This window comes from uncultured Aquabacterium sp. (assembly GCF_947366995.1).
Lineage (GTDB): Bacteria > Pseudomonadota > Gammaproteobacteria > Burkholderiales > Burkholderiaceae_C > Aquabacterium.
Window position 1 is genome coordinate 45780 of sequence record NZ_CANBCC010000014.1, and the last position, 16649, is coordinate 62428.

Annotated in this window: 13 protein-coding genes; 10 read left to right on the forward strand and 3 right to left on the reverse strand. The window is 69.9% G+C overall.

The window, feature by feature from the left end; all coding sequences use genetic code 11:
* Positions 1 to 29: 29 nt before the first annotated feature.
* The gene (locus Q0Z44_RS06140) at positions 30 to 242 is read right to left on the reverse strand and encodes a hypothetical protein (RefSeq protein ID WP_298011257.1); all 213 of its coding nucleotides are present in this window, start codon (positions 240 to 242) and stop codon (positions 30 to 32) included.
* Between the two features lie 872 nt (positions 243 to 1114).
* On the opposite strand from Q0Z44_RS06140, the gene priA reads away from it, so the two are divergent.
* Entirely contained in the window at positions 1115 to 3256 is a 2142-nt protein-coding gene (priA, locus tag Q0Z44_RS06145) for a primosomal protein N' (protein ID WP_298011258.1), read from the forward strand.
* 3 nt (positions 3257 to 3259) lie between these two features.
* Here priA and Q0Z44_RS06150 read toward each other — a convergent pair whose 3' ends face one another.
* The gene (locus Q0Z44_RS06150) at positions 3260 to 4087 is read right to left on the reverse strand and encodes an HDOD domain-containing protein (protein WP_298011259.1); all 828 of its coding nucleotides are present in this window, start codon (positions 4085 to 4087) and stop codon (positions 3260 to 3262) included.
* A 201-nt stretch (positions 4088 to 4288) separates the two neighbouring features.
* Here Q0Z44_RS06150 and Q0Z44_RS06155 point away from each other — a divergent pair, with 201 nt between their 5' ends.
* The 9 genes from Q0Z44_RS06155 (at position 4289) to Q0Z44_RS06195 (ending at position 15533) form a co-directional block, all read left to right on the forward strand.
* Complete coding sequence (locus tag Q0Z44_RS06155; RefSeq protein WP_298011260.1) at positions 4289 to 5020, forward strand: hypothetical protein; 732 nt, start codon at positions 4289 to 4291, stop codon at positions 5018 to 5020.
* Positions 5021 to 5047: 27 nt separating this feature from the next.
* A complete protein-coding gene (locus tag Q0Z44_RS06160) occupies positions 5048 to 5992 on the forward strand; it encodes an alpha/beta hydrolase (protein ID WP_298011261.1) in 945 nt (314 codons plus the stop codon).
* Positions 5993 to 6033: 41 nt separating this feature from the next.
* Positions 6034 to 7251 (forward strand): ATP-binding protein, encoded by a 1218-nt coding sequence (locus tag Q0Z44_RS06165; RefSeq protein WP_298011262.1) that lies wholly within the window; start codon positions 6034 to 6036, stop codon positions 7249 to 7251.
* A complete protein-coding gene (locus tag Q0Z44_RS06170; RefSeq protein WP_298011263.1) occupies positions 7248 to 7901 on the forward strand; it encodes a response regulator transcription factor in 654 nt (217 codons plus the stop codon). The genes Q0Z44_RS06165 and Q0Z44_RS06170 overlap by 4 nt, the downstream gene beginning before the upstream one ends.
* Before the next feature lie 139 nt (positions 7902 to 8040).
* A complete protein-coding gene (locus Q0Z44_RS06175) occupies positions 8041 to 9615 on the forward strand; it encodes a PAS domain-containing methyl-accepting chemotaxis protein (RefSeq protein ID WP_298011264.1) in 1575 nt (524 codons plus the stop codon).
* Positions 9616 to 9722: 107 nt separating this feature from the next.
* Positions 9723 to 11456, forward strand: a complete 1734-nt coding sequence (locus Q0Z44_RS06180) for a cation:proton antiporter (RefSeq protein ID WP_298011265.1) — start codon at positions 9723 to 9725, stop codon at positions 11454 to 11456.
* Between the two features lie 88 nt (positions 11457 to 11544).
* On the forward strand, positions 11545 to 11988 hold the full coding sequence (gene cynS / locus Q0Z44_RS06185; protein WP_298011266.1) for a cyanase: 444 nt from the start codon (positions 11545 to 11547) through the stop codon (positions 11986 to 11988).
* A gap of 115 nt (positions 11989 to 12103) precedes the next feature.
* A complete protein-coding gene (locus Q0Z44_RS06190) occupies positions 12104 to 12925 on the forward strand; it encodes a DUF481 domain-containing protein (RefSeq protein ID WP_298011267.1) in 822 nt (273 codons plus the stop codon).
* A gap of 64 nt (positions 12926 to 12989) precedes the next feature.
* On the forward strand, positions 12990 to 15533 hold the full coding sequence (locus Q0Z44_RS06195) for an EAL domain-containing protein (RefSeq protein WP_298011268.1): 2544 nt from the start codon (positions 12990 to 12992) through the stop codon (positions 15531 to 15533).
* A gap of 15 nt (positions 15534 to 15548) precedes the next feature.
* Here Q0Z44_RS06195 and Q0Z44_RS06200 read toward each other — a convergent pair whose 3' ends face one another.
* Entirely contained in the window at positions 15549 to 16640 is a 1092-nt protein-coding gene (locus tag Q0Z44_RS06200) for an MltA domain-containing protein (RefSeq protein ID WP_298011269.1), read from the reverse strand.
* Positions 16641 to 16649 lie beyond the last annotated feature (9 nt).

Genomic DNA, 16649 nt, shown 5'->3' on the forward strand with positions numbered 1-16649 from the left:
CGTCGGTGCCGCCGCCGCCCGAGGGCGGATCAGCCCAGGGCCTTCAGCTCTTCGTCGATCTTGGCCAGGGCTTCTTCGGCGATCAGGCCACCGGAGAACTTCGCGACCATCGACAGGGCGAAGCCCTTGCCCATGCCGATCTGCGGGTGGTTCGAGATGCCGGGCAGGTGCTTTTCCAGGACGGCCTTGGCGGCCTCGTTGTCCAGCAGGTCGCCGAGTTTGGTTTCGATCGAGAAGCTCATGCTTGTGTCTCTCAAGAGATGGGTTGACAGGTGCGCACGGCGCAGCGTGTCGAAGCCACGTGCCGGTGTGCAACCAGTAGCATACCGCTTTCAAACGATTGTTTGGCTTCCTGTGGCCACAAAGCCGAGGGAAGACGGGCTCTGGCCGGTTCACGCTAGCACAAAACAAGTCGACCGCGGCTGTGGAGCCCGCGTTTTCTTGAGCCGTGTCAGCCAGTTATCCCCACATTCGGTCGAGCGGGGTATGCCCCACCTTCGGGGCGATACATTGTCTGAAATCCCCTGGCTCGACGTCGTAAGTCGTTGATTAAAAAGCAGTTTTCCGGAGATCGGGCCTCTGTGTGTGGATTGGTGGAAACCCTGGGTTGACCGTCATCCCGAACGCCTGTCCGACTTTTCCCCACAAAGTTATCCACAGCTTGGTCGGGAAGCTGACAGTCGAAGAATCAAGCACTTGCAAGCCCCTGTGCGGGTACCACATTCATTGATGCGAGCAACTGGCGTCGGCGATGTCCGGATACCCGAAGTTATGTGGCGAAAATCACGTTCCCACCGCAACCCCGGTGGTCTGTTGGGCAACTCGGGAAAACCCTTGTTTGCGTAAACGAGTGACTCAGTTATCCCCATCGCGAGCGGAGCGAGCGCCGGGCGCCGCCTTTGAGAGCCCGCCCGGGTATCATGCCGGGGTGGCTTCGCTAAGTGCTTGATTTTATTCAGGCAGCTGCGTGTGCTGCGGGATGTGGCAATCTGCGACTTGCCTCGGTGCGACAAGCATTTAGCGCGCATTTACAAGCCTTTCCCACAAAGTTATCCACAGCCTGCGGGGATAAGGGCCTGGTCCTTATGGATCAAGCACTTGCCTGTTCTTGTTCATGCCCTTGTCAGAGAACGCGAGACCCACCACGCTGCCCGATGAAGCAGCTGATGCCTCCCAGCGCGGCTGTCGGGTGCCGGTCGTGGTCGAGACCCCTCAACACAGCGGCCTGACCAGCCCCCTCGACTACCTGGCCCCCACCGCCTTGCCCGCGGGCACCCTGGTGCGGGTGCCCCTGGGCCGGCGCACGGTGCTCGGTGTCGTGTGGGATACCCCCGCAGCCGGCCCCGACGCCCTGCCCGACGAGCAACTCAAGCCCGTGGCCGAGGTGCTGGATGGCCTGCCGCCGCTGCCGGCCGACTGGCGCCAGCTGGTCGGCTTTGCGGCCGGGTATTACCAACGCGCCCTGGGTGAGATGGCGCTGATGGTGCTGCCACCCGAACTGCGGCAGTTGGACGCCACGCAGTGGGGCCGCCGTGAAAAGCGCCTGCACAAGGCGGTGGCTAGCCACGATGACCGCGTGGCCACGGCCGAGCGCCCGCCGCTCACGCCGCAGCAGGCCGACGCGCTGGCCGCGCTGGCCGAGCCGGGGTCCCCCAAGCCCTTCCTGCTGTGGGGCAGCACGGGCAGCGGCAAGACCGAGGTCTACCTCCGCCAGGCCGAGCGCGCGCTGGAGGCCGGGCAGCAGGTGCTGATGATGGTGCCCGAGATCAACCTCACGCCGCAGCTGGAGGCGCGCGTGGCGGCGCGCTTTGCCGACCGGCGCATCGTGTCGCTGCACAGTGGCCTGACCCCAGCCCAGCGGCTGCGCAACTGGCTGATGGCCCACTATGGCCATGCCGACCTGGTGCTGGGCACACGGCTGGCCGTGTTCACGCCCCTGCCGCGGCTGGGCCTCATCGTGGTCGACGAAGAGCACGACCCGAGCTACAAGCAGCAGGACGGGGCCCGCTACTCGGCGCGCGACCTGGCGGTCTACCGCGGGCACCTGCACAAGGTGCCGGTGATCCTGGGTTCGGCCACGCCCAGCCTGGAGAGCTGGTTCAACGCGCTGCCGCCGAGCGAGGGGGGCACCGGCCGCTACCGCCGGCTGGCCATGCCGGCCCGCGTGGGCGACGGCAACATGCCCACCGTGCGCGTGCTCGACCTGTCGCGCGCGCCCAAGCCGGCGAGGGGTGACACTGCGCCGCCGCTGGCGCGTGAGCTGCTGGCGGCCATCACCGAGCGCGTCGAGCGCGGAGAGCAGAGTCTGGTGCTGCTCAACCGCCGCGGCTATGCACCGGTGCTGCAGTGCGGCGACTGCGGCTGGAAGAGCGGCTGCCCGCACTGCAGCGCCTGGCGGGTGTTCCACAAGGTCGACCGCACGCTGCGCTGCCATCACTGTGGCTTCACCGAACGCGTGCCCCGCGCCTGCCCTGACTGCGGCAACCAGGACATCGCGCCCGTGGGCCGCGGCACCGAGCGCCTGGAGGAGCAGCTGGCCGAGGCGCTGCCCGGCGCCCGCCTGGGCCGCATCGACGCCGATGTGACCAAGCACAAGGGCGCGCTGGAGGCGCAGCTGGCCAGCGTGCACGCGGGCGAGGTGGACGTGCTGGTGGGCACCCAGATGGTGGCCAAGGGGCACGACTTCCGGCGCATCACGCTGGTGGCGGCCGTCAACCCCGACGCGGCGCTGTTTGCCAGCGATTTCCGAGCGGCCGAGCGCCAGTTCGCGCTGCTGCTGCAGGCCGCCGGTCGGGCCGGGCGCGATGCCGGCGTGGCCGGCCACAGCGAGATGTGGGTGCAGACCTGGCACCCGATGCACCCGCTCTACCAGGCGCTGCGGCGCTATGACTACGCCGACTTCGCGCGCCAGCAGCTCAAGGAGCGCGAGATGGCCGGCCTGCCGCCGTACGCGAGCCTGGCCATGCTGCGCGCCGAGGGGCGCACGCAGGAAGCCGCGCAGGCCTTTCTGCTGGAGGCTGCCCGGCTGGCGCAGCCCCATGCGGGCGAGGCCGTCCGCCTGTATCCGCCCGTGCCCACGCCGGTGCAGCGGGTGGCGAACGTGGAGCGGGCACAGATGATGATCGAGTCGCCGCAGCGGCTGGCCTTGCAGCGCTTTCTGGCCGCGGCCCACCCGGTGTGGCTGGCCCAGGCGCAGCAACACCGCCGCAGCGGTTTGATGCGCTGGGCGGTGGACGTTGATCCGCTGGCGATCTGAGCGTCAGCTGATCAGGCAGTCGAGGCCTTCGGCCAGCTCGGCCACGGGCGGCATCTCGCTGAGCAGGTTGTCTGCGGTCAGCCCCAGTCGGCTCAGCACCGCGGCCGGCACGGTGGCAGCCAGTTCTTCGGCGCTCAGCTCGTTGTGCTCGGCACGGGCACGCCAGGCGGCCACGTGCAGCAGCGCGGCCACGGGGTCGAACGGATCATGGGCCAGCGGATCGGGGAAGTGCTTGATCGCGTCGGCAAACGTCAGCGGGAAGCGCCACTGACGGGCCAGCTCGGCGCCCACGTCGGCATAGGTGTAGCCGAACGAGGTGTGCTCCATGTCCATGCGGCGCGGGTCCATCGGCGAGGCCAGCTTGTCGATCTGCAGCATCTGTTCCGGCATGCCGGCGTGCATCACCAGTTCACCGATGCTGTGCATCAGGCAGACCGTGAAGGCCTGGTCGCTGTTGACGCCGGTGCGGCGGGCCAGCCAGCCACCGATGGCCGCGGTGTGCAGGCTGTAGCGCCAGAAGCGCTTGAGGTCCATGCCGGGCATGGACTTGTAGCCCCCCGTCAGGCCCGAGCTGATGACCAGCGTGCGCACCGTGACGAAGCCCAGCATGGCCAGCGCCTCGTTGACCGTGCCGATGCTGCGTGACACGTGGTAGTACGCCGAGTTCGCCAGCCGCAGCAGGCGGGCGGACAGCACCGGGTCGGCGGTCAGCTTGCGGGCGATCTCGTCGATCGAGACATCGTCGCTGTTGAAGCTGTCGATCAGCTCATGGACGATCTTGGGGATGGCCGGCAGGGCCTGGGGCTGTTTGAAAAGGGCTTCGAGCTGCATGTTTGCAAGCCTCCATCTCGAAAGTCACAGTGAGCATCGATCACGCCGGTGCGTGGGCGCACCGTCTGTGGCAGATTGACCGTTATCGACCGTCTGGGGCCGGGTCTTGAGCATTGCGCCGCTTCTTTTTTCAGAAGGCGCAAGAAACAGGGCTTGCCCGCCCCAGTTCCGCGCCCCGCGCGCCCTTTGTCCGCCTGTGCCATGCCGCTGCCGCTTGCCATCCTGCCTGTTGCCCTGACCCTGCTGGTTGCCCTCACCGGGGCGCCCGCACGTGCCGAAAGCCTGCCGCAGCGCAACCTGCTGGTGGAATGGCGCACGAGCGGCCAGTCAGAGGACGCCCGCGCGGGCGCCGGGGCGGGCGTCACCACCACCACGCGCAACGTCCCCACCCCAGGCGGCGGCTACACCGTCAGCACCACCCGTCGCACCGAAACCACCGTCACCTTTGGCGCAGGCAGCGTGCAGACCCAGTCCAGCGGCCAGGGGCAGCAGCAGATGCTGGTGCTCAATGGCGGGCAGGCGCGCCTGTTCGTCGGCGAAAGTCGCCCCTTCACCGTCTGGCAGTGGGGCTGGGGCACGCCGGTGGGCCAGCCGACCTCGCCCACCGCACAGCCGCAGGCTCAGGCCTGGGGGCAGACCGTCTTTCTCGATCTGGGCCAGGGCCTGGTGGTGCGGCCCAGCTGGCCCGGTGGTCAGGCTCCGGTGCGGGTGGAGTTCCAGGCGACGTCGGCGCAGCGCGGCACGGCCTACGAGCCAGACGGCACCAGCCGGCGCGCCGAGGTGGCGTCGACCCTGCTGGTGCCGCTGGGGCAGTGGCTGGTGGTGGCGCGCAGCGGCCAGCGCACCGAGACCGATCAGGCTGGTACGCTGTCGACCCGCACCCTCGAACGGCAGGACAGCGGCGTGCTCGAGATCCGCATCACCGCCCCCTGACCGGCCCCTCCCCCTCACGTGCCACCCATGTCTGCCACCGACCGCTTCAGCCCCCTGACCCGCGCCCTGCTGGACAACATCCTGCGTGCGGGCTTTCCGCCGCTGCACACGCTGCCTGTTGCCGCCGCCCGGCAGGCCTATGCCGCCGGCGTGGGCGCCATGGCCGAGCCCGGCCCGGCGCTGGCCCGTACCGAGCGCTTCAGCATCCCGGGGCCGGCGGGGGCCATCCCGGCCGCGTTGTGGGCACCGCGCACCGAGCCCGGCCTGCCGGTGCTGCTGTACCTGCACGGTGGGGGCTTTGTCATCGGCGGCATCGACACCTGTGAGGCCATGTGCCGTCGCCTGGCCGAGCAGGCCGATGTGGCCGTCGTCGCCATCGATTACCGCCTGTCGCCGGAGTACCGCTTTCCGGCTGCCCTGGACGACAGCTGGGCGGCGCTGCGCTGGCTGGCCGACCAGGGCTACACCCTGGGGCTGGACACGCGCCGTCTGGCCGTGGGCGGTGACAGCGCGGGCGGATGCCTGGCCGCGTCGTGCGCGCTGCTTGCCCGGGATGCCGGCATCCCGCTGCGCCTGCAGGCCCTGTTCTACCCTTCGGTGCAGATGCGGCAGGCCACCGACTCCTTCAAGACCTGGTCGCGCGACACGCCGCTGTCGGCCGAGCTGATGGCCTGGTTCCAGGCCCAGTCGGTGGCGCCGCTGCCGCCGGATCAGGCCTGGCACCGCGAGCCGCTGCATGCGCCCAGCCATGTGGGGGTGGCGCCCGCCTGGATCGGCCTGGCCGAATGCGACCCGCTGGCCGACGAGGGCCGCCTGTATGGCGAGCGCCTGCGCGCCTCGGGTGTCCCCGTTCAGGTGCGCGAATGGCCCGGCGTGCTGCACGACTTCATCAACATGGGGCGCTTCATCCCGGAAGCCGGGCAGGCGCACGCCGAACTGGCCGCTGCATTGCGACAGGCCTTCGCCGTCTGACGTGATCCGTCGGTGGCATGGGCCTTGCGACGCCCTTGCCCATGGACACGCCATCGCCTCCCCGGTCGGTGCCTCCCGGTGCGGAGGCCCACGCTTCGCGCGCGGCTGCGGCATGGCGCGACCGCTTGGGGCTGCTGCTCGAATCGACCGGTGAGGGGGTCTACGGCATCGACACCGAGGGCCTGTGCACCTTCATCAACCGCGCCGGCGCCCGCCTGCTGGGCTACGAGCCGCACGAGGTGCTGGGCCGCAACATGCACGACCTGGCGCACCACACGCACACCGACGGCCGCGCCTACCCGGTCGACGAGTGCCCCATCTACAACGCCTTCCGCGCCGGGGTGCCGTGCCGCATCGACAGCGAGGTGCTGTGGCGCCGTGACGGGCAGCCCTTTGCCGCCGAGTACTCCTCCTACCCGATCCTCGATGGCACCCGCGTGCTCGGGGCGGTGGTCACCTTTGTCGACATCACCGAGCGACGCGACCAGCAGACGGCGCTGCAGCAGGCGCACGATGCGCTGGAGGCCCGGGTGGCCGAGCGCACCCAGGCCCTGAGCCTTGCCCTCGGGCAACTGCGTGACCTGCAGGCCCACATCGAGCACGTGCGCGAGCAGGAACGCACCCGCATCGCCCGCGAGATCCATGATGAGCTCGGCAGCCTGCTGGTGGGCCTGAAGATGGACGTGAGCTGGCTGGAAAAGCGCGTGCGCGAGCAGCCGGCCCTGCTGTGCAAATGCCAGGACATGCGCGGCCTCATCGACCGGGCTGTGGGCAACGTGGGCCGCCTCATCACCGACCTGCGCCCGTCCATCCTCGACCACCAGGGCCTGTGGGCCACGCTCGAGTGGCAACTGCAGGACTTCATCGAAGCCAGCGAGCTGGCCTGCGACTGGGCCATCGACATCGCGCCGGGGCTGAAGGCGCCCGAGGGGCCGCTGGCCACGGCCGTCTTCCGGATCTTTCAGGAGCTGCTGAGCAACGTGGCCCGCCACGCGCACGCCACGCAGGTGCAGGTGCGCATCAGCGCCACGGCCAGCGACCTGACGCTGCGGGTGAAGGACAACGGCCGAGGCGCCCCGCCCAGCGCCTTCGAGCGGCCCGATGCATGGGGCGTGATGGGCATGCGCGAGCGCGCCGGGCATTTCGGCGGCTGGCTGCACATCGACAGCCAGCCCGGTGGCGGCACGCAGGTCATCCTCAGCATGCCGCTGTACCAGGCGGGCGTGCACAGCCGCCTGCCGCAGGAGCGCACCGCATGATTCGCGTGCTGCTGGTCGACGACCACCTCGTGGTGCGCCGGGGGCTGCGCCAACTGCTGGCCGATGCCGGCGACATCGACGTGGTGGGCGATGCGGCCGACGCCGCCACGGCCGTGCAGCAGGTGCGTGCGCGGCTGACCCCGGGCGGCGGCGGGCTGGACGTGGTGCTGCTCGACATCGCCTTGCCTGGCCGCGATGGCCTGGACGTGCTGCGCCAGCTGAAAGCCGAACACCCCCGGCTGGCCGTGCTGATGCTGAGCACGTATCCGGACCGGCAGTTTGCCGTGCGCTGCCTGCGGGCGGGCGCGGCCGGCTATCTCAACAAGACGGTCGACCCCGACGAGTTGACCGCGGCGCTGCGCAAGGCAGCGGCGGGCGGGGTGTACCTCACGGCGTCGGCGGCCGAGGCGCTGGCCGTCTCGCTGCACGAACTGCGCGACCGCCCCGGCCACGAAGGGCTCTCGCAGCGCGAACACCAGGTGTTCCGACTGCTGGCCCAGGGGCAGTCCGTTGGCCAGATCGCGCAGGCCCTGAGCCTGTCGTCCAACACGGTCTCGACCTACCGCGCACGCATCCTGGAGAAAACCGGCACCCGCAACGACGTCGAGCTGGCGCTGTACGCCGTCCGCCAGAGGATCGTTACCGTTTGACGTTATGCATCATTAAATGTTCACGTCTTCTCGCTCTCGCGACGTTACGTATTGATACAGATCATGCGGATCATGGGACCATGCACTCCGCTGTCTGACCAGAAACCTTTTATGGGCGGCACATCTGAGGAAGGCCCCCATGCGAAGCAACCAGCCCGTTACCCAGCGCGAGCACGACTACCCCGGCGATGCCACGTTGTTGTCCACGACCGACCCGGACAGCCGTGTGACCTCCGCCAACGCCGCCTTCCTCTCGGTCAGCGGGTTCGAGCGCGACGAACTGCTGGAGCAGCCGCACAACGTGGTGCGCCACCCGGACATGCCGGTGGAGGCGTTTGCCGACATGTGGGACACGCTCAAGAAGGGGCGCTCGTGGACGGCGCTGGTCAAGAACCGGCGCAAGGACGGAGACCACTACTGGGTGCGCGCCAACGTCAGCCCCATGCGGCGCAACGGCCAGGTGACAGGCTACATGTCCGTGCGCACGAAGCCGCGCCGCGAGGAAGTGGCCGCCGCCGAGGCCCTCTACAAGCGGTTCCGTGAGGGCGCGGCCGGCTCGCTCGGGTTTCATCAGGGCCTGGTGATCCGCACCGGCGCGTGGCGCTGGCTTTCCTGTCTGCAGACCCTGGGTGTGCGGGCGCGCCTGTACGCGCCCTTGCTGCTGGCGGGCGCCCTGACGGTGCTGGCCGGGGCCGGGTTCGGCCTCCAGGGCGCGGCCCTCGCCGGCCTGGGCGCGACCGTCGCGGTGCTGGGTGGCCTCAGCGCGTGGTGGCTGACGTGCCAGATCGCCCGGCCGCTGGCGCAACTGGAGCGGCAGGCGCTCAGTGTGGCGGCCGGTCAGCCCGGCGAGAACATCCAGCTCGACCGCGTCGACGAGATCGGCACCATCCTGCGCTCGGTGAACCAGGCGGGGCTGAACCTGCGCTCGTTGGTGGACGATGTGGCCGAGCAGGTGCGCGGCGTCGGGCAGGCCAGCGAGCAGATCGCGGCGGGCAACGATGCCCTGAGCGCCCGCACCGAGCAGACCTCGGCCAACCTGGAAGAGACAGCGGCCTCGATGGAGCAGATCACCGCCAACGTGCGCGCCAACGCCGACACCGCCCGCCAGGCGGCCGACCTGGCGGGGCGCGCCAGTGCGGCGGCAGGTCAGGGCGGTGAGGTGGTGGGGCAGGTGGTCAGCACCATGAGCACCATCTCGTCGTCCAGCAGGCAGATCGCCGACATCATCGGCGTCATCGACGGCATCGCCTTCCAGACCAACATCCTGGCGCTCAATGCCGCGGTCGAGGCGGCCCGGGCGGGGGATCAGGGACGTGGCTTTGCCGTGGTGGCCAGCGAGGTGCGCAGCCTGGCAAAGCGCAGTGCCGAGGCCGCACGCGAGATCAAGTCGCTCATCCACGACAGCGTGCAGAAGGTGCAGGACGGCGCCGCGCTCGTCGATTCGGCCGGGCAGTCCATGGCCGCCATCGTGGCGCAGGTGCAAAGCGTCACGGCCCTGATCAACGACATCAGCGAAGCAACCTCCGAGCAGTCGTCGGGCGTGGCGCAGGTTGGCGACGCGGTGTCCGAGCTGGACGAGATGACCCAGCAGAACGCCCTGCTGGTCGAGCAGGCCGCCTCCAGCGCCGTCGACCTGCATGCGCGCGCGAGTCGGCTCAGCGAGGCGATCGGCGTGTTTGCGCGCCGCGCCAGCCCGACACCCCGCGGCTTCTGACGCCCTGCCCGGCTTTTTCTCGGACCCCCGCGCAGGCGGCCCGGCTATGCTCGGACGATGGAGGTCTGTCCTCCGCGCCCGTCTGTCCGCTGAGGAGGAGCCTGCCCTTGTCCGAATCCCACACCCTGCCGTTTCTGCGCGAAGCGCTGGTGTTCCTGACCCTGTCCGGGATCCTGATCCCGTTGCTGCAACGCTTCCGCGTCAACCAGATCGTCGGCTTTCTGGCCGTTGGCGTGCTGCTGGGGGCCAATGGCCTGGCGCTGTGGATCGACACCTTCCCGTGGCTGGCCCACATCACCTTCCACGAAACGGAGGGCGTGGCCCAGCTGGCCGAGCTCGGCGTCATCTTCCTGATGTTCATGATCGGGCTGGAGCTTTCGGCCGAGCGGCTGTGGGCCCTGCGCAAATGGGTGTTCGGGGCCGGCACGGCGCAGGTGATGCTGAGTGCCGCGTGCATCGGCGTGCTGGCCTGGGCCTTCGGCAACCGCTGGCCCAATGCGCTGGTGCTGGGGCTGGTGCTGGCGCTGTCGTCCACCGCGGTGGTGGTGCAACTGCTCACGCAACGCCAGGCGCTGGGCACCCCGCTGGGCCAGGCCACCTTCTCGGTGCTGATGCTGCAGGATCTGGCCGTCGTGCCCGTGCTCATCCTGATCGACCTGCTGGGCCCGCGCGGCGCCGGTGACGACGTGGGCACGGCCGTGGGCCTGACGGTGCTCAAGTCGGTGCTGGTGGTGGGCCTGATCGTGGTCTTCGGGCGCCGCCTCATCCAGCCGGTGTTCCGGGCTTTTGCGCAGCAGCGCCAGCCCGAGGTGTTCATGGCGCTCACGCTGCTCATCAGCATGAGCATGGCCGGCCTCACCGCCGCGGCGGGCCTCTCGATGGCGCTGGGCGCCTTCCTGGCCGGGTTGCTGCTGGCCGAAACCGAATTCCGCCACGAGGTTGAAATCACCATCGAGCCCTTCAAGGGCCTGCTGATGGGCCTGTTCTTCATGTCGGTCGGCATGGGCATCGACGTGCGGGCCATCCTGCACGATCCCGTCTGGCTGCCGCTCTCGGTCGTGGGCCTGATCGCGCTGAAGGCCGCCATCGTGGCCGTGCTGTTCCGCGCCGGCGGCCTGTCGTGGGGGCGCTCGATCGAAGGCGGCTTCCTGCTCGGGCAGGGGGGCGAATTCGCCTTCATCGTGGTCGGGGTGGCCGCCGCTTCGGGCCTGATGGACCGCCAGACCGTGCAGTTCATCCTGCTGGTCGTCGGCCTGAGCCTCTTCGTCACGCCCATGCTGGCCCGCTGGGGCGCCATGGCCGGCGAGGCGCTCGATGCCCGGCTGCGCGGCCCCCGCGACACCACCGTGGTCGACGAAACCGACGTGTCCGGCGGGCATGTGGTCATCACCGGCTTCGGCCGCGTCGGCCGCCTCGCTGCAGACGTGCTCAGCCGGCAGGGCGTGCCCTGGATTGCGGTGGAACACGACGCCGCCCGCGTGGCGCAGTGGCGCAGCGAAGGCCGGCCGGTGTTCTACGGCAATGCATCCCGCCCGGAGATGCTGCAGAAGCTGCACGTCGACCGCGCCGCCGTGGTCATGGTGACGATGGACCAGCCCGCCGCCGCCCTGCACGCGGTGCAGGCCCTGCGCAGCGCCTGCCCGCATGTGCCCGTGGTGGCCCGCAGCCGCGACGAAGACCATGCGCGCGAACTGCTGGAAGCCGGTGCCACGGTCGTCGTGCCCGAGGCCGTGGAGGCCGGCCTGCAACTCACGGCGTCGGCGCTGCAGGCGCTTGGCGTGCCGGATGCCGCCGTGGCCCACACCATCGAGTTGGAACGCGGCGCCCGCAAGGCCTTGTAGGGCCAGCCCTACAGCGAAATCACACGCGCCGTGATGGCGCCCGCATCGCCGGCTTCCTACAGTGGGGCATCCCCCTGAAGGAGCAACGATGAACCGCGAAGATGTGACCGACCTGATCATCCAGGCCAAGGTGAAGAAGGGCCTGAAATGGGCCGACGTGGCGGCCCGCGTGGGCCTGAGCAAGGAGTGGGTGACCGCCGCCTGCCTGGGCCAGATGACGCTGACCGCCGAGCAGGCCGCCGTCATCGGCGACGTCTTCGACCTGCCCGACGAAGCCCGCCTGTGGCTGCAGGAAGTGCCTTACAAGGGCTCGTTGCCCACCAGCGTGCCCACCGACCCGCTGATCTACCGCTTCTACGAGCTGATCAGCGTCTATGGCACCACCTTCAAGGCGCTGATCCACGAAGAATTCGGCGACGGCATCATGAGCGCCATCGACTTCAAGATGGACCTGCAGCGCGAGGCCAACCCCGCCGGCGACCGCGTGCAGATCGTCATGTCCGGCAAGTTCCTGCCCTACAAGACCTATTGAAGGGGGAAGACGCCTGATGCCTTCATGGGCATCACGTTGTGAAACAAGGCGGCTGGCGGCTGCCGTGACAATCCTTCGCACCCGCTCCCTCCTGGATACGAAGGAAATCCTTGCCATGACCGCCCGCCGCCGCCGCGCCGTTCCCCTGCTCGCCCTGTGCCTGTGCGGCTCCGCTTTCGCTCAGCGTCCCGCGCCGCCTGCGGTGATCGCGCCCGTGCGGGTGGCCGTGCCCCCGGGTGAGGCGACCGGCGAATGGAAGGGCGTGCTGGGCCTGTCGCTGGCGGCCACCTCGGGCAACACCAGCACGCGCGCGCTGCTGCTCAATTTCGATGTGGCGCACACCACCGATACCACGCGCACCACGCTGGTGGCCCACGTGAACGAGGGCAAGAACAAGGTCGATGGCACCTCGCGCACCACCGCCGGCCGGTGGGATGCCTCGGCGCAGCACAACACCGACATCTCGGCCAACGCGTTCGCGTTCGGCAAGCTCGGTTTCGAGCGCGACCGCATGACCCAGCTGGCCCTGCGCACCCAGCTGGCGGCGGGCTTCGGCCGCCACCTGCTGCGCACCGAGGTGCACACCGTCGACGTCTTTGCGGGCGTGAGCCACACCGACGACCGCTACGAGTTCGACAAGACCATCTCGGGCGAAACCGGCTCGCGGTTCCGCAGCAGCGGCCTGCTGTTCGGCGAAGAGACCACGCACCAGCTCACCGAGAACACCTTCTTCAAGCAGCGGCTCGAGTACTACCCGGGCCTGACCGGTGAGCGGCCCAACCTCACGCGGTTCAACGGCTCGCTCAGCGTGGCCATGTCGCGCTCGCTGGCGCTCACCGTGGGCGTGACCAACACCTACAACAGCCGCGTCGCCGAAGGCCAGAAGAAGAGCGACCTCTCCATCTTCACCGGCATCTCCCTGAAGATCGGACAGTGAGTGACGGGAGGCGTACCACCCCCCATAATGCGGGTTTTCCTCCCCCCTTCCCCCCTCACCCCTCATGGCCCCGACCGATCGGGATGGCGTCGCCGTACTGCCGTCCTCTGCGCTGGCGGATTTCGTTCGCCGGCAGGCCTTTCTCGAGTTCTGCCCCGCCGATGTGGCCGAGCTGCAGGCCTTGCACGACCTGCTGGGGGATGTCGCCCCCGGGTTTGTCGACGCCTTTTACGACCACCTCGCGCGCTTCGAGGAGATCGCCCCGCTGATCGAACCGCCCGGCGTGCTCGATCGGCTCAAGCACACCCAGCGCGCCTACTTCGACAGCCTCACGGCCGGCCCGTACGACGCCGCCTACCTGCAGCGCCGCCTGGCCATCGGCATGGCGCACGCCCGCGTGGGCCTGGCACCCGCCTGGTACCTCGGCGCCTACAGCCACTACCTGGTCGACCTGCTGCCCCCCTTGGTGGAGCGTCTGGGCACCGACCCCGCGCGTTTCGTGCCGGCGCTGCAGGCGCTGATGAAGGTCGTGCTGCTCGACATCGGGCTGGCGATCGACAGCTACATCACGCACCGTGACCAGCAGATCGCCCGCCTGCAGGACTACATGAACGTGTTCACCGGCATGCCCTTCGGGACGCTGGTGCTCTCGGGTGACCTGAAAGTGCTGTATGCCAACCGGGCCCTGGGCGAGCTGATCGGCACGACTGCCACCGCGCTGCAGGGCATGGCCTTGGGCGAGGTGCTCGACCTGCGCCCGCTGCAGCCTCTGCTGACCCGCATGGGCGAGGGCCGGCCGGTGCGCGAGTCCACCACGCTGCGCGTGCTCGACCGCCCGGGCGAGCTGGCCCTGCCCGTGGGCCTCACCCTGTCGATGCTGCCCGACAGCAGTGGCCTGCCTGGCCAGCGTCTGCTGCTGGTGGTGGAAGACCTGCGCCTGCAGGCCCGGCTCGAGACCGACCTGCTCAACGCCCAGGCCGTGGCCGCCATCGGCAGCTGGCACGTCGATCTGCGCACGGGTCAGACGCAGTGGTCCGACGAGGCCTACCGGCTGTACGGCCGCGAGCCCGGCGGGCCCGTCAACTACGAGGCCTTTCTGCAGGCCGTGCACCCCGAAGACCGCGAAGAGGTCGACAGCGCCTGGCGCGCGGCGCTGGCCGGTCGCCCCTTCCGCATCGAACACCGCGTGGTGCGCCCCGATCGCACCGTGCGCTGGGTCGAATCGCGCGGCAAGCTGCAGCGCGGGCACGATGGCCGCGTCCTCAAGGCCTTCGGCACGGTGTACGACATCACCGAGCGCCGACAGGCCAGCGAGCGCATCCAGCGCCTGGCCTTCCAGGACACACTCACCGGCCTGCCCAACCGCACGCTGGCGCTCGACCGCCTGCAGCAGGCCCTGGCCCAGGCCGAGCGCGACCACCACGGCGTGGCCCTGCTCTACGTCGACCTTGACCACTTCAAGGAAATCAACGACACCCAGGGCCATCTGATCGGTGACCAGGTGCTGGCCGACGTGGCGGCGCGGCTGAACGCCGTTGTGCGCCAGCGCGACACGCTGGCCCGGCTGGGGGGCGACGAGTTCGTGCTGCTCGGCCCGTCGGATGCCGCCTCGGCCTCACAGGTGGCCGAGCGCCTGCTCGAGGCCGTCGAACAGCCGGTGCTGGTCAATGGCGTGCGCTTCACGGTCGGCATGAGCATCGGCATCGCGCTGTACCCGGAAGACGGCCGCACCGCCGAAGACCTGCTTAAGCACGCCGACACAGCCATGTACCGCGCCAAGGCGGCCGGCGGCGGCACCATGCGCTTCTACCACGCGGGCATGAGCGAGGGCCTGCAGCGGCGCATGCTGCTGGCCACCAAGCTCAAGGGCGCGCTCCATGCGCGCCAGCTCTCGCTGCACTTCCAGCCGCAGTTCGACCTGTGCTCCGGTGCACTGTGCGGCGCCGAGGCGCTGGCACGCTGGCACGACCCGGAAGCCGGCTGGATCGCCCCATCCGAGTTCATTCCCGTGGCCGAAACCCGCGGCCTCATCGACGAGCTCGGCGACTGGGCGCTGTCCGAAGCGGCGCGCCAGGTGCGTGCCTGGGATGATGCGGGTCTGGCCTTCCCCGGGCGGGTGGCCGTCAACGTGTCGGCCCGCCAGATGACGGACGAGGGATTTGTGGCGCGGGCCGTGCAGTTGGTGCAGGCGCATGGCATCACGCCGCAGCGCATCGAGCTGGAGGTGACGGAAAGCTCGATGATGCAGGATCCGAAGAAGGCCGAGGAACAGGCCCACGCCCTGGTGTCGGCCGGCTTCGTGCTGTCCATCGACGACTTCGGCACCGGCTACTCGTCGCTCGCGGCGCTCAAGCGGCTGCCCGTCAGCAAGCTCAAGATCGACATGAGCTTTGTGCGCGACATGCTGGACAAGCCCGAGGACCACACCATCGTGCACACCATCATCAGCATGGCGCGCGCGCTGCGCCTGCGCACGCTGGCGGAGGGCGTCGAGCACGGCGCGCAGGCCGATGTGCTGCAGGCACTCGGCTGCGACCAGGTTCAGGGCTGGTACCGCGGCCGCGCCGTGCCGGGCGACGTGTTCGCCACCCAGTGGCTCACTGACTGAGCCTGAGCCAGCGCCTCAGGGTGTGCGCGGCCACAGCACCCACAGGGCCACCGACTGCTTGGTGCGACCGGCCAGCGCCAGGGCCTCGTCGCCCCAGCCCCAGAAGAAGTCGGCCCGCACGGCGCCCAGGATGGCGCCACCCGTGTCCTGCGCCATCACCAGACGGCGCAGCGGCTGGGGCGCCGCGGGCGCCGTGGCCGACCACGGCTGTGGCACGGTGCTGTCCACCCACACCGGCGTGCCCAGCGGGATGCTGTCGCGGTCGACGGCGATCGAGCGGCCCGGCGTCAGCGGCACGCCCTGGGCGCCCACTGGCCCCACCTCGGGATCGGGCAGCGGCTCCTCCTTGAAGAACACCACGCGCGGGTTGGCACGCAGCATCTCGCCGACGCGGGTCGGGTTCTGCGCGGCCCACTGCCGGATGGCGGGCCACGAGGCCTGCTCCAGCGGGAAGGCCCCCTGGTCCACCAGCCAGCGCGCCACCGACTGGTAAGGCTGGTCGTTGTGGCCCCCGAAGGCCAGGCGCACCACGCGCGGCCGGCCCTGCGCGTCCGGTTCGTCCAGCAGGCGCACGCGGCCGGAGCCCTGCACCTGCACCAGCAGCACGTCCAGCGGGTCGGCCAGCCACACCAGCTCGCGGCCGGCCAACGCGGCGCGGCCCTCGGCGGTGGTCTCCAGTGCGGTGCGGCTCAGGTGCGGGCGGCGCTGGGCCAGATCGGCCGGCGGCCGGTGCACCGGGTGCTGAAACCGCCCTTCAGGCCGGCGGCGGCCTTCCAGCATGGGCTCGAAGTAGCCGGTCAGCAGGCCGCGGTCGCTCACGCCGTCCAGGCCCACCACGCGCCACGGCTGCAGGTGCCCCTGCACCCATTGCCGCACAAAGCCATCGTCCACCTGCCCGCCCCAGGCCGGGCCCAGCCGGCGCACCTCGGTGCACAGCCCGGCCCAGCCATTCACCGGCCTCAGGCAGCTGCGATGCAAGGCCGGCCACCATTCGCGGATGCGGTCGGCCTCCCAGCCCGGCAGCTCTTCCCACCGCGCGGGCGCCCATTGCGACTTGGTGCGCTGCAGCGCGCCCGGAATGGGGCCGGTGCGGCCCGGCACGGGCACGGCGGGCGG